17 protein-coding genes and 1 pseudogene are annotated in these 20,602 nt (G+C 56.5%); 6 read left to right on the top strand and 12 right to left on the bottom strand.

What is annotated here, in order from left to right; all coding sequences use genetic code 11:
- Positions 1–102: 102 nt before the first annotated feature.
- A complete protein-coding gene (gene pdxH / locus Pla52o_RS00770; protein WP_146592688.1) occupies positions 103–750 on the bottom strand; it encodes a pyridoxamine 5'-phosphate oxidase in 648 nt (215 codons plus the stop codon).
- Between the two features lie 220 nt (positions 751–970).
- Between pdxH and Pla52o_RS00765 the strand changes: the two genes are divergently transcribed.
- From Pla52o_RS00765 to Pla52o_RS00750, 4 genes are all read left to right on the top strand, one after another.
- Complete coding sequence (locus Pla52o_RS00765) at positions 971–1,633, top strand: YqgE/AlgH family protein (RefSeq protein WP_146592687.1); 663 nt, start codon at positions 971–973, stop codon at positions 1,631–1,633.
- A gap of 163 nt (positions 1,634–1,796) precedes the next feature.
- Positions 1,797–2,210 (top strand): cold shock domain-containing protein, encoded by a 414-nt coding sequence (locus Pla52o_RS00760; RefSeq protein WP_146592686.1) that lies wholly within the window; start codon positions 1,797–1,799, stop codon positions 2,208–2,210.
- 683 nt (positions 2,211–2,893) lie between these two features.
- A complete protein-coding gene (locus Pla52o_RS00755) occupies positions 2,894–3,871 on the top strand; it encodes a DUF1559 domain-containing protein (protein WP_197168926.1) in 978 nt (325 codons plus the stop codon).
- Between the two features lie 91 nt (positions 3,872–3,962).
- Positions 3,963–4,271 (top strand): hypothetical protein, encoded by a 309-nt coding sequence (locus Pla52o_RS00750; protein WP_146592684.1) that lies wholly within the window; start codon positions 3,963–3,965, stop codon positions 4,269–4,271.
- Between the two features lie 185 nt (positions 4,272–4,456).
- Here Pla52o_RS00750 and Pla52o_RS00745 read toward each other — a convergent pair whose 3' ends face one another.
- Positions 4,457–5,944, bottom strand: a complete 1,488-nt coding sequence (locus tag Pla52o_RS00745; RefSeq protein WP_146592683.1) for a RecQ family ATP-dependent DNA helicase — start codon at positions 5,942–5,944, stop codon at positions 4,457–4,459.
- Between the two features lie 445 nt (positions 5,945–6,389).
- On the opposite strand from Pla52o_RS00745, the gene Pla52o_RS00740 reads away from it, so the two are divergent.
- Both Pla52o_RS00740 and Pla52o_RS00735 read left to right on the top strand, forming a co-directional pair.
- Complete coding sequence (locus Pla52o_RS00740; RefSeq protein WP_146592682.1) at positions 6,390–7,901, top strand: sulfatase family protein; 1,512 nt, start codon at positions 6,390–6,392, stop codon at positions 7,899–7,901.
- Between the two features lie 151 nt (positions 7,902–8,052).
- Positions 8,053–8,346 carry a hypothetical protein gene (locus Pla52o_RS00735; RefSeq protein WP_146592681.1) on the top strand — a complete coding sequence of 98 codons (294 nt, stop codon included), beginning with the start codon at positions 8,053–8,055 and terminating at the stop codon, positions 8,344–8,346.
- A 394-nt stretch (positions 8,347–8,740) separates the two neighbouring features.
- Here the strand turns inward: Pla52o_RS00735 and Pla52o_RS00730 are convergent, their stop codons facing one another.
- The 10 genes and pseudogenes from Pla52o_RS00730 to Pla52o_RS27260 all read right to left on the bottom strand — a co-directional run.
- The gene (locus tag Pla52o_RS00730; RefSeq protein WP_197168925.1) at positions 8,741–9,412 is read right to left on the bottom strand and encodes an endonuclease III domain-containing protein; all 672 of its coding nucleotides are present in this window, start codon (positions 9,410–9,412) and stop codon (positions 8,741–8,743) included.
- Positions 9,413–9,572: 160 nt separating this feature from the next.
- Positions 9,573–10,127 (bottom strand): DUF421 domain-containing protein, encoded by a 555-nt coding sequence (locus tag Pla52o_RS00725; RefSeq protein WP_146592680.1) that lies wholly within the window; start codon positions 10,125–10,127, stop codon positions 9,573–9,575.
- Positions 10,128–10,248: 121 nt separating this feature from the next.
- Positions 10,249–10,722, bottom strand: a complete 474-nt coding sequence (locus Pla52o_RS00720) for a nucleoside deaminase (RefSeq protein WP_146592679.1) — start codon at positions 10,720–10,722, stop codon at positions 10,249–10,251.
- Between the two features lie 181 nt (positions 10,723–10,903).
- Complete coding sequence (gene pdeM / locus Pla52o_RS00715) at positions 10,904–11,581, bottom strand: ligase-associated DNA damage response endonuclease PdeM (protein WP_146592678.1); 678 nt, start codon at positions 11,579–11,581, stop codon at positions 10,904–10,906.
- A 2-nt stretch (positions 11,582–11,583) separates the two neighbouring features.
- Complete coding sequence (locus tag Pla52o_RS00710) at positions 11,584–14,070, bottom strand: ligase-associated DNA damage response DEXH box helicase (protein ID WP_146592677.1); 2,487 nt, start codon at positions 14,068–14,070, stop codon at positions 11,584–11,586.
- The gene (locus Pla52o_RS00705) at positions 14,070–15,671 is read right to left on the bottom strand and encodes an ATP-dependent DNA ligase (protein WP_146592676.1); all 1,602 of its coding nucleotides are present in this window, start codon (positions 15,669–15,671) and stop codon (positions 14,070–14,072) included. The genes Pla52o_RS00710 and Pla52o_RS00705 overlap by 1 nt, the downstream gene beginning before the upstream one ends.
- Complete coding sequence (locus Pla52o_RS00700; RefSeq protein ID WP_146592675.1) at positions 15,668–16,735, bottom strand: ligase-associated DNA damage response exonuclease; 1,068 nt, start codon at positions 16,733–16,735, stop codon at positions 15,668–15,670. Before Pla52o_RS00700 ends, Pla52o_RS00705 begins: the two co-directional genes overlap by 4 nt.
- Positions 16,735–18,159: a UdgX family uracil-DNA binding protein gene (locus tag Pla52o_RS00695; protein ID WP_146592674.1), complete on the bottom strand. Its 1,425-nt coding sequence runs from the start codon at positions 18,157–18,159 to the stop codon at positions 16,735–16,737. Before Pla52o_RS00695 ends, Pla52o_RS00700 begins: the two co-directional genes overlap by 1 nt.
- Positions 18,160–19,413 carry a putative DNA modification/repair radical SAM protein gene (locus Pla52o_RS00690; RefSeq protein ID WP_146592673.1) on the bottom strand — a complete coding sequence of 418 codons (1,254 nt, stop codon included), beginning with the start codon at positions 19,411–19,413 and terminating at the stop codon, positions 18,160–18,162. It abuts the gene before it with no gap.
- Positions 19,414–20,405: 992 nt separating this feature from the next.
- A pseudogene (locus Pla52o_RS27260) lies at positions 20,406–20,602 on the bottom strand (hypothetical protein); the annotation flags it as partial.

Genomic DNA, 20,602 nt, shown 5'->3' with positions numbered 1-20,602 from the left:
TCGCTCACCCCACAAGCCGGGCGGACGGTAACTGCGGAATGAGCTGGGTGCAAAACAGCCCGCCAAATTCAATGTCAACTCCAAACGTTTAGCAGCCCAGCATTACGGCGATAACCGTATCACTTGCCAGCCAAGATCGCTTTGTGGCTGGTAGGCGATGCGGTCATGCAGGCGGCTGGGACGCCCTTGCCAAAACTCGATCCAAGTCGGCTTCACCGCGTACCCGCCCCAATTCTCGGGACAAGGAATTTCGCGTCCTTCGTGCTCGACGACCAAGGCTTCCATTCGTGTTTCCAATTCCATACGCGAAGCGACCTCACTCGATTGCTGGCTAACGAGCGCCCCCAATTGGCTCGCGCGCGGCCGACTGTGGAAATACTCAACGGCTTCGTCACGATGCGCTTTGCGAACCGAACCCTCCAGGCGGACTTGGCGTTCCAAGTGGGGCCAAAAGAAACAGAGGGCGGCATGGGGATTGCTCGCTAATTGTTTTCCCTTGATTGAGTCGTAGTTCGTGAAAAAATAGAACTCACCTTCCTTCACTTGTTTCAGCAGCACAATTCGCGAACTCACCCTTCCGCTGGGATCAGCCGTAGAGAGTGTCATCGCGTTGGGCTCGAACCACTCCGCCGGACGTGACTCGGTGGCTTGCTTAAACCAGCGGTCGAACTGAACCATCGGGTCGGGATCAACGTCCTTTTTATCGAGGCCGCTAAGCGAGTAAGTTCGTCGCATCTTTTCGATCGACATACGGGGGGCTCTCCAAGTTCACAAACGTGATGTTTCAATACGTGGTGGTTCACTACCGTTCAAAAATGGCAATTTTGAAGCGATTTCGGGGAATACGCCATCAAAAAGTTGCTTTCAGCGAGAAACACTCGCTTTGGCGCGCCGCTTGCCTCCATTTAAGGCCGTCACACGCCTACTGCCAAGATGACAGACATCTCACTCCTGTTTCGGAATAATCACGATGGAATCATTGACCGGTAACCTTCTTGTCGCTTCCACCTTAACGACCGACCCAATCCTAGCTCGAGGGGTTTGTCTACTTGTGCATGATGACCAGGAAAATGTGATTGGAGTGATGCTGAACCGTCCGATGCACCCCAATCCGCAAGCATTGATGGCGTTGCTCGGCGAGCAAATCGACGCGTCGGACGAGTCGGCGACCGATGACGCCGATGACGAAACCAAGCACCGCTTGCCGGGACTCATTCCACACAACGCCGCAGCGGCGATTCAGGGGCCTTCAACGGCCTATTCACCCGTTGGCATGGTGCATTTCGGAGGCCCCCTCTCGGGCCCCGTGGTCGCGATTCATCAGCTTAGCGAATACGCCGAGGCAGAAACGGGGCACGGCATCTACGTTGCCGCTCAAAAGCAGCACCTCGAGGGATTAGTCAATAAACAACCAGGCCCCTATCGCTTGATCATCGGGCACCTTGGCTGGGAAACCGAGCGGCTCAACGCCGAGCTGGAATCGGGGCTCTGGCACCTTGTTCCCGCCACAGCGGACATCGTCTTTGAAAACGCCGACGAAATGTGGCCACGGCTGATTCGTCGCGCGACCTCCCAGTCCGTCGCACGCTGGATCGGATTCCCTGACTTCGTTGGAAACGCGGAACTAAACTAAGTGTCGCGTCGAAGCGGTTGTTTGTATCATGGACTTCCAACGGAAACGATAATTCGTATCATTGCCGACCCGCTTGTTTTCATTGACGCAAGCTTCCGCCACCATTGTGCACCGATCGGTGCCATGTTCATTCACCACTAACGTATTTAGAGATTGCAATCGCATGGGGCGACACGACGACGACGAGGAAATCAAACGCCCCTATCGGATCCAGAAGCGGCGCCTCGGTGCCATTCGCTTCGTCAGTCCCGATGGTGAGTTTGGATTTATAGATGCGGAAGATTTCCGCGAGGACGTCTTCTTTCACCGCAGCGTGTTCGACGGCACCATCGAAGGAGCCCCTCCACGCCGCCCCTACGAGCGTGAAGTCCTCCCTTACGAGTACATGTGGGTCGAGTACGAGTTGGACGACGAGTATTACGACAAAGAAAATCGCTTACGCGCTAAACTGGTCCGCCGCAGTAATCGCCCCGAGGGTAAGCGACTCTCCGGACGCGACGCCCCCCATCTGATCGTCAAACACCACCCCAATGCGCGAAAGAAACGCCCCTCTTGGCGTGACAAAGACGAGTCCTAGTGCGGACGTAAGATTGCAAAACTTCTCGGAGTCGCTTCACTCCTGCGTCTTCACTCCCCCACCTAAAGAGCCGATCCATCGCCCCTACATTGAGTCGATCCCGGTAGTGGGCGTGGCTTCACGCCCCGTCGCAACGAGCACGCCCAAAGGCAGCATCGCTCGAAGGATTTTTAGCAAGATCCAAAACGGCAAGAAAATAATGCGAGGGTGAATGCTCTGTGGCCCAACGTTGGGCCACCGACTTTCGATGACTGTCCCCCCTTCTCTCGCGATACCCCTTCTCTCGCGATGACTGTCCCCGACTTCTTGACTACTCGTCCCTGACTTCTCTTTTTTTGCGAGATCGATCGACTTGAGACTGGCAGTAATTCCCTCGGAATGCGAAGGGATTTGCGACATCGCTTCTCCAAAAACGACCAGGGCTACCCAGCGTTAGCCCGAGCGTTGACATCTAAAATCCTCCTGGTATTCTAGCCCCCTTACTACCCGATTGGTCGACGAAGCGAATTATCGATTCAGACCGCGGGCCTACCTTTTTACTTCCCACCTTCTACTTCCCACCTCTTCCCGACCCGACGTAGTCTTCACCGGGCTACGCGTCTGCAATGAGTTGTTGTGGTCGGCATGACACGTCATGGTGTAACGAAATGAAAACGCTGCGTACAAAACGAGGTTTTACCCTCGTGGAACTTTTAGTTGTGATTGCCATCATCGGGGTTTTGGTTGGGCTGTTATTGCCCGCGGTGCAAGCGGCCCGTGAAGCGGCCCGCCGCATGCAATGCACGAACAACTTAAAGCAACTTGCCCTGTCCCTGCACAACTACCACGACACGTACCTGAACTTTCCCCGCTACTCGCAAATTCCTGGCGCCAGTAGCGTGATTTCGATGTACAGCTACCCCGTACAAATCAAGCTCCTGCCTTTCATGGAGCAAACCGCGCTGTACGACCAGATCAAGACAACCACTCGCGATTTCTACATTAATGCCGGTGCGGATAGCGTGACGCAAGGCGTTCAGGTGCCTGCCTTTGTCTGTCCGTCGGATGTGCCGTACCCCACCGCCGGTCGCCTGGGCTACTGCAACTATCCTGTGTCTGCGGGTTCCAACCTCGGATGGAATCTTTCGGAGTCCCGACACAACGGTGTCTTCCAGCCCTCCGCGGAAACGAACATGGCGTTCATTATCGATGGCACCTCGAATACGATCATGCTCGCAGAGCAGTTGACCGGTGACAATGACAACGGAACTTATCGCCGCGAGACGGATGTCGTTCGTGGCCTTTCGTGGAGCGGCAACGATTCGACTCAGCAAGGCGTGATCACCCAATCGCAAGTTGACACTGCCGGAGCGGCCTGTGACGCTAATCCTAGCAACCACAGCAGCGTGTCGGGCTCACGCTATAGTCGGGGTATTTTCATGTACACCGTGTTTAACACCGTCGCGACGCCAAACTGGAAATACCCCGGTTGCTTCACCAGTACTTCCAGCGGGGATCACGGCAGTAGCCGCGGCATTTATCCTTCACGCAGCCGTCACCCCGGCGGAGTTAACCACGCACTAGCGGATGCATCGGTGCGTTTCATTTCCGACAGCATTGACCTGCAACTCTACCACGGCTTAGGAAGTAGAAACGGCGGAGAATCCGTCACAGCTCCGTAAGCCTTGGACGTTACCAGTTGCGGGTATCGCAATTGGTCAAATCAAGTTCGCTAAAATCTAAGTTGACAGGTTTCCTTTCTAGGAGTGACGCATGACGTCGGCAGTGCGGTTCGTTGGGGTGATGTTGTTTGTGGTTGCAGTCATCGGCTGTGGCGGGGGACGTGAAACGGGACAGGTGGTCCAACCGCCTCCGCCCGACGCGAAGTTTACTCTGGAAAAGGTGGCGGACACAGGAAATCTGTCCGCCCACAAAACCCAGCTTCACGATGAGTTGCAAGGACTTGGAGAGAGCGATCCAGAGATGTCGCAAGAACTGCTAGGCGAATACGAGCAGTTAACCTCACTCTCGGACACTGCCGCCATCCAGGCAAAAGCACGCGAAATGGCCGATAAACTATAGAGAGCGTTCGGTCCCCATGCTCATGCGATAGCCATGAGCACGGGAGTGACGGCTCCTCTCCGAATCGCCGGTTACATCCGCTCCGCGTGAAGCGGATGCAACGCGACGGTTCAAGCATTTCAGGACGCTCCGCGAACGTTAAAAGCAGCCACTGCAGCGACGTAGTCAAACGAGCAAAGCGATTTTCACGCCACATTGATTGCATGGGTTTGGCAATTGTCACAACAGCAAGCCGATGCAACTTGCTCATCCTGCGTCGCGAAATGATTCGCAATTCGCCACCAGCGACATTCTGTCGACTCAGCGTATTGAACAATTTGGTCCAAAGCGATGCGGCGGTGCTCGCTCCGCAAACGAGACTCGTCCGCCAAGCGGTCGGTCGCTTCGTGGTCGATTTTGTCGGCAAGACAGGTCCATCGACCACGTCCCGAAGGCGCCATCAAACCGGCTGACGCCAAATGTTGAAAGCAGTTTTTTAACGTTTGCGTCCCGAGTGGACTGATCGGCTTTAAGTCCTTCAGTGCGACCGATCCGGTCTCGTCACCATAGCGGTGGGCGCCTTGAATCAACGTGTGATGGGCCGTTCGCAATTGGGAGGAATCGAGGCTGCCGCCAGCGAATAGTTTCTGTAATCGCAAGTCTTCACGATCGTACAACAACGTGCATGCAGCGAGCTCTCCATCGCGACCGGCCCTACCGAACTCTTGGTAATAAGCTTCGAGCGAGCCGGGGATGTCATGGTGAATCACTCGGCGGATGTTGGGTTTATCGATGCCCAATCCGAACGCATTGGTCGCGAACATTACCGCAGGTGGACCATTTGTAAACGCCTCTTGAGAGGCGATTCGGGCGGCCTTTTTCATCCTGCCATGATAGGCTAGCGTCGGCATACGAAGGTTGGCGAGTTGGCTGTGAAGACGTTCGACGGTATTGATGGTGGCACAATAAACGATCGCGGGTTCATTGGCGATCAAATCGGATCCGTCACAAAGCAATGCACGGAGCTGACGTTCCTTTTCCACGTCTCCCGAAGACGGCATCACCGACAAACGCAAATTTGGCCGGAGCGTTCCGGTCGCGACAATCGCCGGGTCGCAAAGTTTGAGGCTACGGACGATCTGGTCGATCGCTTGGGGCGAGGCGGTGGCCGTCATCGCGAGTGTCGGCGGATTGCCAAGTCGTTCGCGAGCATAATGCAAACACAGGTAGTCCGGCCGGAAGTCGTGCCCCCATTGGCAAACGCAATGCGCCTCGTCGATCACAAACAGATCAACTCCTACCTCGCTTAACAATTGGCATAAATCCGATTGCTGAAGACGCTCGGGAGTCGTGAAGACAAACTCCGCTTTTCCTGACTGGATGTCTTGATGAAACTCGCGAAGCTGTTTGGCTGACTTGGAACTATTGAGAATGGCGGCTTGGCATCCGAGTTCGCGAATGTGTTTCGCTTGGTCTTCGGCCAACGAGATGAGCGGGCTGACCACCACGGTCACCCCCTCGAGCGCAAGTCCAGGAAGCTGGTAGCACAAGCTTTTGCCGGAGCCGGTGGGCATCAAAATTAGCGTGTCGCGTCCCTCCATCGCAGCTCGGCATGCTTCGGATTGCCCAGGACGAAACGTTTGAAACCCGAAATCCTCACGAAGACGATTGCGGAGGTGTTTGATGGAGGTCACAGCAATCTCAAAAAAGTGATATTTGGCTTCGGAGGAAAACGAAAAAAGTTGCCGTCGCCGTGACCGAAAGAAATGAGCAGGGGCGTGTGGGGACGCGTTCTGCTAGCACGCCCTCCCACGTTTGACAGGGAACTCACGGCGATCGGAATGAGACAAGCGTTTAAGCAATTGGCGTTCCCCCTCGACGAAAACCCTCCTTTGAATTGGAATTCTGCTGCTTTGACCATAGCAACGCTATACAGCCGGCAAACCAGCGGGGCACGCGTGCTCATCATTTGCTGATCTCGTTGATCAAAATTCGACCACCAGGGCAACAGATCAAGCAGCCCATGACCGGAAAGTTTTGCAACGGCGAGACGAGGACTCCGTCCCCGATTCCCCGTCCCGCTGACACCCTTTACGATTGGGCTTCGCCCCATTTTTTAAGCCTTTCATTGGAGACGACATGACAACGTTTGCTCATCGCTACATTCCGTTGCTGGCCTTCAGCTTGGGGTTGTTGGGCCTCATCCCTCAAGCGGTCGCGGATGAGAAGCCGAACGTCGTTTTCATTTTGATCGACGACCTTCGACACGATACCTTCGGCTTTATGGGCCATCCGTTCCTGGAAACGCCTCACATCGATCGACTGGCCAAGGACGGCATGCAGTTCACCAACGCATTCGTCACAACTTCGCTCTGTTCGCCGGCAAGGGCTTCGTTTCTGACCGGAAAATATACGCACAATCACAAGGTCGTCGACAACCAAGACTTGATGCCGGCCGATACCGTCACCTTCCCCCAACAGCTTCAGTCAGCCGGCTATGAAACGGCGTTCATAGGGAAATGGCACATGGGCGGCTCCAGTGATGCGATCAGACCAGGGTTCGACCACTGGATCAGCTTCCGTGGGCAGGGTACCTACTGGCCCGATCAACAAACGCTCAACATCGACGGTCGTCAGGTGCCGCGGAAAAAGTACATGACCGATGAGTTGACCGACTACGCCACCGAGTGGCTACAGACACGCCGCGGCGACAAGCCGTTCCTGATGTATCTGTCGCACAAGGGCGTGCACGGCTTGTATGATCCAGCAACACGGCATCTGGACCGCTATAAGGACGAACCGCTACCGCATCAACCGCCGATCAGCAACGAGGACGATGGCAACAAGCCGATGTGGGTCCACGATCAACGCAACAGTTGGCACGGAATTGAATTTCCCTACCACGGACGAGCCGAGCAAACCGTCGCAGAGATGTATCGGCATTACTGCGAAATGATCCTCTCAATTGACGACAGCGTGGGCCGGGTCATGCAGGCACTGCGCACCAGTGGGCTTGAAAAAGATACGCTCGTAATTTTCACCAGTGATGGTGGGCATCTATGGGGTGAGCATGGATTGATCGACAAACGTTGTGCCTACGAGGAGTCGATGCGAATTCCGTTGTTGGTCTACGGTCCCGGCCGGACTCAAGCATCATCACGATGTGATGCGTTAGTGGCTAACATTGATGTGGCGCCCACGCTCCTGGAATTGGCCGGCGTGAGCGTACCGAACGACATCGATGGGCAAAGTTTCGCCCCGCTACTGCAGCGTCCCGACGCCACGAAATCGACTCGCAGCAGCCTTCTTTACGAATATTATTGGGAGCCCAGTTTTCCCCAAACGCCAACCACGTACGCCCTACGAACGAAGCATTACAAACTGATCCAGTATCACGGCATCTGGGACACCGACGAGCTCTATGACATCGTTGCTGACCCTCAGGAAACGGCGAATCTGATCCACAACCCCGATCACCAACAACGCGTTCGCCGCATGCGGAAACAACTGCACGAACGATTACAAAGCACTGGCGGATTGGCGATTCCCTTAGGCTTCAAACGCGGCCATGGTGCGAACCAGCGCAACCCATCCGGCTCGCAACGAGCCGAATTCCCAGCTCGAATCTTAAAGACGACTACAGATCCGTAAGCAAAGGGAACGAGCTTGCGAGAACTCAACGCAGCACTGGGCCGGGCACCTTGATTACGAAGCGAAGTTTGCTAGAGCCGCGAATAGCGGACGCCGATTGACTTGCGGACACGAGCGCGAGGGAGCCCCCTCTCGACCAATGGATCCCCTCATGACGCGTTCGTTCTCTGCGCCGCAGCCCACGAAACATAATATTGCGCAACATATTGTCACGACTGCCGTTTTACGATGCTTCTCTCTGACAGCTTTTGCCGAAGATGTCCGGCATCAACCGCTGAAGAATTTGAACAGTTACTTCCCCTTCCATCCACCGGAATCGCTGGAGCGGTGGGAGCGGCGCAAAGAGAGCGTGCGGTGGGAGATTTTGGTGGCAACCGGGCTTCGGCGAACTTGTCACTTGATGTTGGTTGTTTTGCGGATTGCTTTGGAGGCTGGCTCGCGCTAAGTTGGGGCTGTTCGCGGTCAGGAGTCTTGATATGCCGCGGGACCCACCCCAAATTCAACGTGATCAACTCGTTCTCTTCTCGGAGCGGTTGGACGACGTCTTACCTGCGGACCATTTGCTCAGACGCATGGTTGAAATCCTTGATCAACCCAACCGGAAAGCAGGGAAGTTAAGCACAAACACGACGGAACTGGCCGACCGCCGATGCACCTATGAATCGTCAGTGGGATCGTTTTGTACGGATTGATGCGGGGCGTGCGATCGAGTCGACGACTTGAAGAAACCCTGCAAATCAAACTCGATTTTCCAAAATGCTCTCGAGCGAGGCTGAGGCGTTTTTTTGAACTACAAAACCTAGAGGTAAGAGCCGTTGTCCGGTGACGATGGGGCATCGTCACCGGATCATCGGGACCGGCTGACGATCGATGTAATCTCGGCACATCTGATTGAGCGGACAGACATCGCAACGTGGTGTGCGAGCCACACAGATGCGTTTGCCGAATTGAATCAGCCAAAAATGGGCTTGCTCCACTGCCCACTCGGGCGTTCGGGCTAACAAGGCGTCGGCGGTTTTATCGGCCGTCTTTCCGGGCGCGAGTCCGGTGCGATTGCAGACTCGAAAGACGTGGGTGTCGACCGCAATCGTGGGTTGCCCAAACGCGAACTGCAACACGATGTCTGCACACTTGCGTCCAATCCCCGGCAAACGCAATAACTCGTCGCGAGTTTGTGGAACGATCCCGTCGAATTCGTCGATCAACGTCGCACAGAATCCTTGAATGCTCCGAGCCTTCACGTTGTAAAGGCCACATGGCTTGATCGCGGCAGCAACTTGCTCCACCGAGAGTTTTAGCATCGTCCTCGGGGTGCGTGCCAACTTGAACAGAGCCTTCGTGGCGACTGCGGTGTTTTGGTCCAATGATTGAGCCGAAAGGATGCAAGCAAGGCAGGTTCGAAACGGATCGGGTTGGCCCTTGGGCCCCTTGGCCGACGAACTGCGCCCCGGCATGGATTGTGACAAGATCCGATAAAGGCGTTCAATCTCTCGATGGGTTAGCAAACGCAAAATCGACGCTCCTCCTGGAGTTGCTAAAGGGATTGCAGCGTGGAGGGCAGACGCCCGACGTGCCAGCACGAACTCTGCTGGGACTGGTAAGCCCCCGGAAGAGTCGCTTCGACATATCGGTCGTTCTGGTCGAGTTTCAAAATAGGAGCTAGTGAGTTGGTTACCGAATTGGTTCGCTCAGGTGCTCCGCGCCGATGACATCGTGAAAAAAATCGGGATCCAGTTTGGCTGCATCGTCGCTGGAGTGGATCACTGAAATGTCTCCGGTGGTTTCGAACACCACGGCCAATATTTGGTCATAGCTAAACACGTTCGCAGCCCGAAGCTTGCCGTAGACGTCCTCACGTGTGACATTCGCTTGCTTTAAATTGTCGTCCAGGAAAACCGGGCCACGCATCAATAGCAAGGGCTGGTTGTCCAACGCCTTGCCGAACATCTTGGACTGGCGTCGCGCCACCGCCACTCCCCACTGCATCGCGTACAAACAGCCAATCGCTACGATGCCTAAGACGAGTGTCGGGCTGGGGGCGGAGATTGTCGATGCGAACAACGAGCCCACCGCGATCGTCATGGCAAAATCGGCAGCAGACAATTTGGAAAAACTGCGAAGGCCGACGATTCGCGTGTACAGCAAGATTGCCGCATAGCAAACGAGAGACGACAGTCCCACCAGTGCGATTGAGCTCCACTCGGCAGCAAGCCATTTTTCAATCAAGTTAAAATATCCTGATTCGTAGTTCCCTAAGCTTCGTTACGTTCATTACGTGTGCGAATTCCGATCGGTCAGGCGACGAAGGACGAACGAATCGCGTCTCCGAATGGTTCTAGACGTGAAGTCAAATCGACCGACTTGCTTGCGATTCACGCAGCAGCGTTTCGCACTGGTCCTTAAGAATCCCACCTTCGACTTCAACCTCGATACCAGCGTCTCGAAAAATGTGCTCACTGGTGACACCCCATGTCTCGAACCCGACCGCGTCGATAAACCGGCAATCTGCGCCGTACGCCAATTTGCGGATGCCCGCTGTCACGGCGACCGACGCACACATCAAACAGGGCTCCCCCGTGGAAACCAACCAGTGTTCCTCCAGTGTCATGACGCCCAGCGTTTGACACGCCGCACGGATCGCCATCACTTCGGCGTGGGCCGTGGGATCCTGCTGGGTATTGACCACATTGAACTGCGCTGCCACCAACTCGCCGCCGGGATCAAAGATCGCGGCACCAAAGGGGCTTTCGCCTTGCTCGAGGCCCTTGCGGCACTCGGAAACCGCGACACTCATCCAAGCTTCTAGCTGTGACCTGCGCATTCAAATTCCTGCATTGTCAAAACGCCGCGATCATTCTTCGGCAGCAAGCCACCTTAGCGACCACCCTTGTTTGCGACTCTTATTTCTAGCTCATTCACGCAACTCTCGTGCCGCCATCGTTTGGCAACTTCCATTTCGGTACGGCTTCCCATTTCGATCCGACCGATTCGCCCCAACGCGATCAGCGAATGTCATCGAGTGGCGGAGCCAGTTCGATCAGTTGCTCGTCGGCGACGACCCAAGCACGATCATTCGCGGCCATCTCAATAGCATAGGTTCCGGTGAATTGCCCCAGCGCGGGTAACACAAGGCAGCGTTTTGAAAGCCAAAAACAGGGCAGTTTCCCGAGTTTGTCCTTTCCCCGGCCGATCGAAAGTGCTGGATGGAGATGCCCACAGAGCAACAGATCCGCGTCTTCGGGAACCGTAGTCGGTTGGTGACCGAGGGCCACGTTGCCCATTCGCGTGCCTGGCTCAACCACTTCCAAGGACCAAGCTTCCGGCAACGGCCCCAGATGCGCATCATGGTTTCCCCGAACCAAGGTACGCCGCAGCTCCGCATGTCGAGCAAAGAACGATGACAGCGCGTCACACACCTCCTCCGAAAGCGACGACCGAGCATGGAACATGTCGCCCAAGATGACGAGGTGTTTAGCCGACGTCGTGGCGAGCATCTGCGAAAGGATACTCAGCGTTGCCGCCGTGCTGCCAGTGGGAACCGGAATCCCATGACGCCGAAAGGTCGCATCTTTGCCGAAGTGCGTATCGGCGACGAACAAGGTTTGTAGTTGCGACCAATAAATGGCGCGCCGAGCAAGCAGACGCAAACGGGTTTGACCGACCGTGATATCGACATGCATCTCTATTGGTCCGCCGCTTTTTCGAGTTGCGTTTGCATTCGCCGAATGCGGTCGGCCAGCGTTTCGCTGCTCACCCGTTCTCGTAGCTTGTCCACCAACAAAGGAAACGCAAGCGGCGTCACTTTGGGTGGATCGGTGACGATGATTTCACTGTCCTCAAGTCGGTCTAACGCAGTGATCATGCGTGACGATTCCAACTGCAGTTCCAAGACCTCACGACGTGCCTGTTCCAACAGCAGGTTATCAGGATCGTATTGACAGAACACATCAAAGAACAAATTGGAACTGGCTTGTACGTGGCTGGTGTTCTTGCGTTGCCCTGGGTAACCGGGATGAATCAAGCCTGCGACACGCGCGATCTGGCGAAATTGGCGTTTTGCCATTTCCGTCGAATTCATACTGCGGAGGATGTCCGGAACAAGTGCCTCGGTATTGAACAAGCCGTCCGCAATCCACTGCTTGATCGCGATCTTGTGGGGGCTCTGCAACACCAAACCATAATCATTGCAGGCCATCGTGAATGTGGTTTTCTGGACGCGTGAGATACGATACGCCAAAAGCGCTGCCAAGCCTTCATGAACCAGCCGACCTTCGAACGGGAAAACAAACAATTGATGGCCGCGGCGTGTTTCGATCCGCTCGATCAATAGTTGCTCGCGACGTGGCAACACGCTCCAACGCTGCTGAATCGCAAACAACCGTTTGAGCGACTTCATCTCCGCTCCGACAAGCTGTCCATCGGCAGCCTGTTCCATCTTTTCCCGCAGCGCAGCGCTCAATTCGCTCGACAATGGCATGCGTCCTCCCGTCCACCGCGGCACGCTGTCGGGTTGCCCCGTGGCCCTTCGCACGTAAGCCACATTCTCTTTGATTCGTGACAACGAAACCAATCTCCCCGCAAACAGAAAACGATCGCCGGGCTGCAGCTTTGACAAGAAATGCTCTTCCGCAGTCCCTAGCGTTTTGCCTTTCAAGTACTTCACTTGCATCGATGCATCGGACACGATCGTGCCGATGTTCATGCGATGCAGCGAGATCGTTCGCCGCTGCGTCACCTGGTATCGACCATCGACGATCTCGACACGGTGAAAATCGGGATAGGCTGCGAGTGAACTGCCACCGCGGACAACGAAGTCCAACACCCATTGCCATTCACGTTGAGTTAACGATTGATAGGCGTGACTCGAACGGATCTCTTGCAGGAGTTCGTCGGGATCAAAACCACCGCCTACCGCGATCGTCACCGCATGTTGCGCTAAAACGTCGAGCGGTTTGTTCAGCAACGGGCGGGCTTCGAGACGTCCGCTGCGGATCGCATCCTGCGCCGCGGCCAGCTCGATCAATTCGATCGCGTTGGTCGGGACAAAGGCCAAACGACTCTCCGCGTCCGGTTGATGTCCGCTACGACCGGCACGCTGCAGCAAACGAGCGGCCCCCTTGGGGCTGCCGATCTGGATGACGAGGTCAACGGCGGTAAAGTCGACTCCGAGATCCAAGCTGCTCGTGCAGACCACCGCACGCAGCTTTCCATCGCGCAGTGCGTCTTCGACCCAGCGACGAACCGACGTGTCCAACGAGCCGTGATGCAGTGCAACCTTGCCGGCCCAATCCGGTCGCTGTTTTAATAAATGTTGGTACCACCGTTCCGTTTGAGAGCGAGTGTTGGCGAACACCAACGCACTGGTCACTTGGTCCAGCAGCGAGGCTACCTGAGGCACCATTTTGGTACCGATGTGGCCGGACCAGGGAAAGCGTTCCATTTGAGCAGGAATCAACGATTGAAATTTCAGTCGCTTCTTGCGATAGCCCTGAATCATGCGCGCTTCACCGGCCGGGTCGACCCCCAGCAGCGAGGACTCGGCCTGCTCAAGATTTCCCAGCGTCGCCGAGACACCCCAGGTGCGTAATTGTGGATTCAATTTGCGTAGGCGAGCGAGTGCGAGCTCCGTTTGAATGCCACGTTTAGTACCTAAGAGTTCGTGCCATTCATCGACGATTACGGCTTCGAGGCCCGCCAGTTGTTCTAGCAGTCTCTCGTGAGTCAACATCAACGAGAGGCTTTCCGGAGTGGTGACCAGCGCGGTTGGCAAACGTTTCAATTGGCGTGCCTTCGCACTCGATTTGCTGTCCCCGGTCCGCGACTCCAATCGCCAAGGCAAGCCGAGCGAGTCGAGTGGTGCCCGCAACGATGCTTCGGTGTCACCGGCAAGCGCCCGCAGCGGAGTGATCCAAAGCACGCGGAGGGATGGTGGGCGTTTCGGATTCCAGCACGCGTCATCGGGGTTCTCTTTCAGCCATTTTTGAATCGGTCCCATCCAAACGGCCAACGTCTTGCCGGTTCCCGTCGCCGAGTGCACCAAGCCGCTGCAACCTTGCATGTAGGCCTTCCAAACCGACCGCTGAAAACGGAACGGCTTCCAACCGATATTAGCGAAGTAACCATCGACGCGAGCGGACGGCGTGGGAGGTTTGATAGAGACTTGCCGCATCACGACTCCGGAGGCGCTAGTTTTAGCAAGTCGCTCAACTGGTTGGCGTCTTGCGGTCGTTTGTCGTGACGCCAGCGGAGGATTCGCGGGAATCTCGTCGCGACGCCGCTCTTGTGACGCGGCGAGCGCTGCAAACCCTCAAACGCCAATTCCATCACCAACGCCGGGGTCACACTACGGACCGGACCAAACGAGTCCTTGGTGTTCTTCCGCACAAATCGATCGACCTCGCGGATCTCTTTGTCTTGCAAACCACTATAGGCCTTGGCAAACGGGACCAGCACACCTTCGTCCCACAAGGCGAACGTATAATCGGTGAACAAACTGGCTCGCCGGCCGTGCCCTTTTTGCGCATAGATCAACACCGCATCGATCGTGTACGGGGCGACCTTCCATTTCCACCACGTTCCGCGCACTCGGCCGACGTCGTAGACCGAGTCATTGCGTTTGAGCATCAACCCTTCGGCACGGTGTTCGCGGCTGTGTTCACGAATCGCGGCCCAGTCATCCCAGGATGCTCCGGCAATCCGGTCGCTAATGGCTAGATTGGGATGCTCTAGGGACGCCAACAAGTTTTCTAGACGCGCTCGGCGATCGATTAGCGGCAACTCGCGGATGTCGACCCCAGCGTGCTCCAACAAGTCAAAGGCGTGGAACACCACTGGCACTTCGCGTCTCAATTTTTTGCCCACCGACTTGCGGCCGATTCGGCGCTGTAGCTGTGCGAACGGCAACACCTCCCCGCTGGAGCGACAGGCCAATATCTCGCCGTCCAAAACGGTGCCGTTGGGCAGCGCCGCGGCGGCCGCTTCGATCTCAGGCCAGCGGTTTTCCATCAACTCTTCCCCACGCGACCATATGAAGGACTGCTGTTGACGACGAATCACTTGTCCGCGAATGCCATCCCATTTCCATTCCGCCACATAGTCCGCTGCATCGCCAAGCACCGCGGGGCCGTGCTCAATCTCAATCGGATGGGCCAAACAGAACGGATACGGCTGGCTGGCCTGCGTGTCGCGTGTGTCGGGGTCGATTAGCTGTTGAAAAAACGTGCTCGTTGGCTCCCAATTTCCCATCAAGCGATGCGAAACCACGTCGGCGGTGACCGCCGATTGTTCGGCGATCGCACGCGTCACCAATCGCTTGCTAACTCCCACGCGAAACGCTCCGGTGATCAACTTCATGATCACAAACCGCACCGGTGTGGACGTCTGACGCCAAATGTCCACGACGGCCGTCCGCAGCTCGTCCTCATCACACCCGCGCAGCGGCAACAGCCGCTCTTCGACCCACTGAGTCAGCGAAAGGTCGTCTACGACTTGCCCAGGCGGCACGATCAGCGAAAGGGTTTCCGCTAAATCCCCGACCGCATGGTACGACTCTTCAAACAACCACGAGGCGATCCCGGCTTCCTCGGCGGCCCAGCTTCGCAGCAACTTGGTGGGCACCAAGCGGCGCAGTTTATTACCCGATAAAAAGTACGTCGCCCAGGCCGCGTCGGAGGCGGCAACGGCCGAGAAGTAGTCCGCCATGGCGACGATCTTTGCATTGGTCTTGGTCGTCGAGTCAAGCGAGTGGTACAGGGCGGCAAAACGCATCATGATTCAGTACCCCCAGTGCTCTGATCATCGGATGCCTGTTCATCGCCAGAGTCCTGATCTGCCGCCGCGTCGGCTTCGGCTTCTCCACGAACCGGTGAGTTGACCACATGAGCATCACGCCCACGTTCTTGAAAGTAACGAGCGACCACCGCCGAGTAGCCATGAGTGACCCACAATGTGTCGGGATCGCAAGCCTCGACGGCTTCAATCAAGGTGGGCCAATCGACATGGTCGCTGACAACAAAGCCCCGATCGACCGAGCGTCGTCGACGGGCCCCGCGGACGGCCATCCAACCGCTAGCCATCGCGGTACTGATCCGGCCGAATTTTCGCATCCAAGTCGAACCGTGGGCGCTCGGCACCGCGACGACCATCGCGCCACTCCAATCACGTTTACCGGTTACCGAGCCAACGTAAGTCGTGTTGGGCAGATCGACGCCTGTCTTGCGATAAGCCTCCGTCCCCTTTTCCACAGCACCGTGAGTAAAGATCGGACCGATGCTAGGATCAAGTCCCGCCAGCAATCGCTGACTCTTTCCCACCGCGTAACCGTAAAGCACACTGCATTTTCCGTCGTCCCGGCTCTCTCGCCACCATTGGTTAATCACGTCCGTCGTGACTTGCTCGGGCTGCCAACGATACACCGGTAACCCAAACGTCGACTCGGTCACCAACAAATGACACTTGACCGGTTCCCAGCTCTTGCAGGTTGGATCGCGACCCAACTTATGATCGCCCATCGCCACGGCCACTTTACCGCGATACTCCAGCCGGACTTGGGCGGAGCCCAGCATGTGTCCCGCCGGATGAAAACGAAGGTTCACGCCGCCGATGGTGACCGATTCACCGTAACGGAGAAATTGAAACTCCGCATCGCTGCTCATCCTCATCCGCAATAAATGTTCGCTTTCGCTGACCGCCAAGTACCGCCGGCATCCCCATCGTGCGTGGTCGCTATGCGCATGCGTGACCACCGCACGATCCACCGGCCGCTGGGGATCGATGTAGAAGTCGCCGGCTGCGCAGTACAATCCGCGATCGGTCGTCTGAAGCAGTTCTTGCATCACGTCTTGCCCGGTCTCGCAGCAGCCAAGACTAAATCGTCTACCAATTGTTGTTCCATCTGTTGAGATCTTGCCGCGTCGGGCATTCGCAAAATGGCGGCGGGATGCCACGTCGCGATCGTTCGCCGACTCCACTCCGTTTCGAATGTTTGTCCGCGACTGAGGGTGATGCGAAAATCACGTCCAAACAAAGCCTGGGACGACGTTGCTCCTAAACAGAGGATCGAACTAGGCTTCACGGCCGCAAGTTCCGCTTCCAACCAAGGGCGACAGGCAAAGATTTCACGAGAGTCGGGCTTGCGATGCAAGCGACGTTTACCACGGGTCGTGAATTTGAAGTGCTTGACCACGTTTGTGACATACACCTCATCACGCTGGATCCCGGCTCGAGCCAAGGATTGGTCCAGCAGTTGGCCGGCCGGACCGACGAACGGTTTTCCGGCAATGTCTTCGTTATCGCCCGGTTGTTCACCGACGATCACGATGCGGGCACGAGGCGGTCCTTCGCCGAACACCGTTTGAGTTGCACAGTGATGCAAATCACACGCACGGCAACTGGCTGCTGCCGCTCGCAACGAGTCCAACCCGGTGTCGGCCGGCATGTAGTGGGCTGCGGTCTGAGCAAACCCTTCGTTGTTTTCGATCATTTCCGCGACGCGAGCGGGCGCGGCAGCCAACAATTCCGGGATCAACTCGGTCTCGGGCAGGGTTTGCCAGTGTCGCACGGGCATCTCTCGTTTCATCATCGCGACGTTGACGCGTGCGGGATTGAAGATCGATGCGTAATAGGTTTTCCAAAGTGCTTCCAAAGCATCGCCGTCGGGCGATTCGCTTGCCGGTACGCCCGCACCATACCGCAGCTGTGTTTGATCCCAAGTCGCCGATTCATCGGGGGTCAGGATCGTCCAGTGCATCGCCTTGAAACGGCGAGCGAAGAAGGGTGCCGCTAACCGCACGATTCTGTGATCGGGACGGTGCCAAGCGACGTAGGAGGCTTGCGGTGACGACGCCTCTTCAAGCTTGCGGAAACGAACGAATGCCTTCATCTTGTGGACGTCACGAGTCACCGCTTTGAGCATTTGCTGTAGCGAGTGGACATCGTCATCCATGCTAATCTGCAGCAATTGCGGCTCACCATGCGTCAATCGCCACACGGTTCGATACAGCAATTCCCAGCGATGCGTTCCGCGGTGGCATGCCACCGTTTCGGCCAACGCCAAAAACTCTCGCGGCACTTTCAAAACGCTCGCCGCAGCTGCACCACGCTGGCCGGAGCTCGTCGGCACATTGGGTTCCGACGCGAAGAGAGAGAGTTGATCATCGGTAGTAGAAAAACTCACCTCGCTAGGCGCCGTTTCCGCCAGCAACAATCTCCTCGCTTCACTGCGCCATTGATCAAAAGTATCGATCCGAACAAAGTGCATTCAAACTTCTCCCGACCGTGCGGAACCGGCTGCATCGAACAACATCAATTGCTGCGACTTTGGACGCATCCGCTTGCCTAGATCTAACTTGTCCAAATCACTTAAATTCGGATTGTGATCCGCGGTCAACACAAACACCTTGGCTCGGTTCCAAGCCACACGCAGCTTCTTCAAATCTTCGCTGCGTAAATTCTTATGCTTTCGGATCGCCAACAACCGTTTCACGTTGCGAACACCGATGCCGGGAATCCGCAGCAATTCCTCTCGGCTCGCTCGATTGACATCGACGGGAAAGAAGTGCCGGTTGGCCAACGCCCACGCCAATTTGGGGTCGATGTCCAAGGACAGATTTCGATCAGGTTCGGTGACGATCTCATCGGCCTCGAAACCGTAGAATCGCATCAGCCAATCCGCTTGATACAGTCGATGTTCGCGGATCAACGGCGGTGCTTGACCGGGCAACCGGGCATCAGCGTGAGGAATCGGACTGTACGCCGAATAATAGACTCGGCGCAGACGTTGCCCCGTATACAGTTCGCTCGCGGTCTTCAAAACTTCGACGTCCGATGTCGGCGTTGCCCCCACGATCATTTGCGTGCTCTGACCGGCCGGCGCAAACCGCGGCGGCTTGTAACCGGCGGCCTGTTCCTGTTGGGCTTCGTCGATTTTTTGCCGAATGCCCTGCATTGCGCCCACGATTTGCGGCTTCTTTTTCTCCGGCGCCAATTGATACAGATCCCCTTCGCTGGGCAATTCAATATTAACGCTCAACCGATCAGCCCACTTACCCGCTTCTTCGATCAAGGACTGGGCTGCATTGGGAATCGTTTTCAAATGGAGGTAGCCGCCGTAACCATGCACAGTGCGCAATTGCTTCGCGACCGCGATCAATTGCTCCATCGTGTAGTCTGAATTCTGAATGATCCCCGAGCTGAGAAACAATCCTTCGACATAGTTGCGTTTGTAGAATTCCATCGTCAGCGAGACCACTTCATCGACCGTAAATCGAGCACGCGGGGTGTCGCTTGAAATGCGGTTAATGCAGTACTGGCAATCGTAGATGCAGTAGTTTGTCAGCAGAATCTTCAGCAGCGAGATGCATCTTCCGTCGGGGCTATAGCTATGACAGATCCCCATGCCTTCGGTGCTACCGATCTGGCTGCCCGCACGGGTACTCTTCGCACCGCTGCTGGCGCAGGACGCATCGTATTTGGCGGCATCGGCAAGAATGGCCAATTTGGCGCGGACATCCATCAAAACCCTTTGCTTTATTCAATTCACTCAAACGACCAGCTCCTCCGCAATGACCTCTTCGCCGCTGACTTCCGCGAGGGCGATCGGATCACAAAAACAGAAGCGGATCGACAAACCGGAGCGGATGCAAACCGCATTCCAGGCGATACTTCAGGCTTCCCGCCGCAGCGGGGGCGATGTCTCACGGCAACCGCTCATTCGCTCTATCGCCGGTTGCTGATCCCGATCTAAACCGCATTCACCCAGCGACGTTAACTCGGATCCATCACGTCTCGAGAAAAAACTTCGCTTGGCTCGGTTCGCAGTGGTGGAGCCGGCCCGCTGACGGCTTTACGTCCCCGTACTGCTAAACGCGAGAGTGCTGGCAGCGCAGCGAGCAAGCCAACGGAGCCAACAGCCAACGGAGCAGCCAACGGGGACAGAGCACCTTGAGAGAGCCAACGGGGACAGAGCACCTTGAGCCAACGGAGCCAACGGGGACAGAGCACCTTGTGCGGGTACGCGTGAGTAGCCAACGGGGACAGAGCACCTTGTGCGGGTACGCGTGAGTAGTATCCAACGGGGACAGAGCATTTTGTACGGGCACGTGAGACTAGCGAGAGCGGACTAGCTGTGGACGCTCGGCACAGCTTCACGGTTGCTACGACCGAAACCATCGTCGATCGCGGGGGATCTCGCTCGAGATCAAGCGAAATCGGGCCGATGTTGCGGCCAACGGGGACAGAGGAGCATCCAACGGGGACAGAGCACCTTGCAAGCCAACTATCCAACGTATCCAGCGGGGACAGAGCATTTTGTACGGGCACGTGAGACTAGCGAGAGCGGACTAGCTGTGGACGCTCGGCACAGCTTCACGGTTGCCGCGACCGAAACCATCGCCGATCGCGAGTCATTCCGCCGGAGATCGAGCGAAATCGAGCCAATGCCGCGCATGTTCATCTATCGGCGACTCTTTGCGACGCTCGAGAGCTAAAAAGAGGGACGCGGGCAAGCTAATCCGCGCGGGTGAGCAGCTCTCGAGCTCGTCGCCGCAAGTGATAGCGGCGGTGCGTCCGGTGGCTACGCAGCGGATCGACAGACTCGGGGCGCCCCGCGACCAGGCAAAATAACCGGCCAAAGTCGCCGACCAGTTCGCACCATGTCTTGGTGTCCAGTCCCAAACGCCTGAGCACCGGTGGTACATCGGCAG

Origin of the sequence: Novipirellula galeiformis (assembly GCF_007860095.1) — a bacterium.
Lineage (GTDB): Bacteria > Planctomycetota > Planctomycetia > Pirellulales > Pirellulaceae > Novipirellula > Novipirellula galeiformis.
This window is presented reverse-complemented; position numbering and strand designations above follow the sequence as displayed.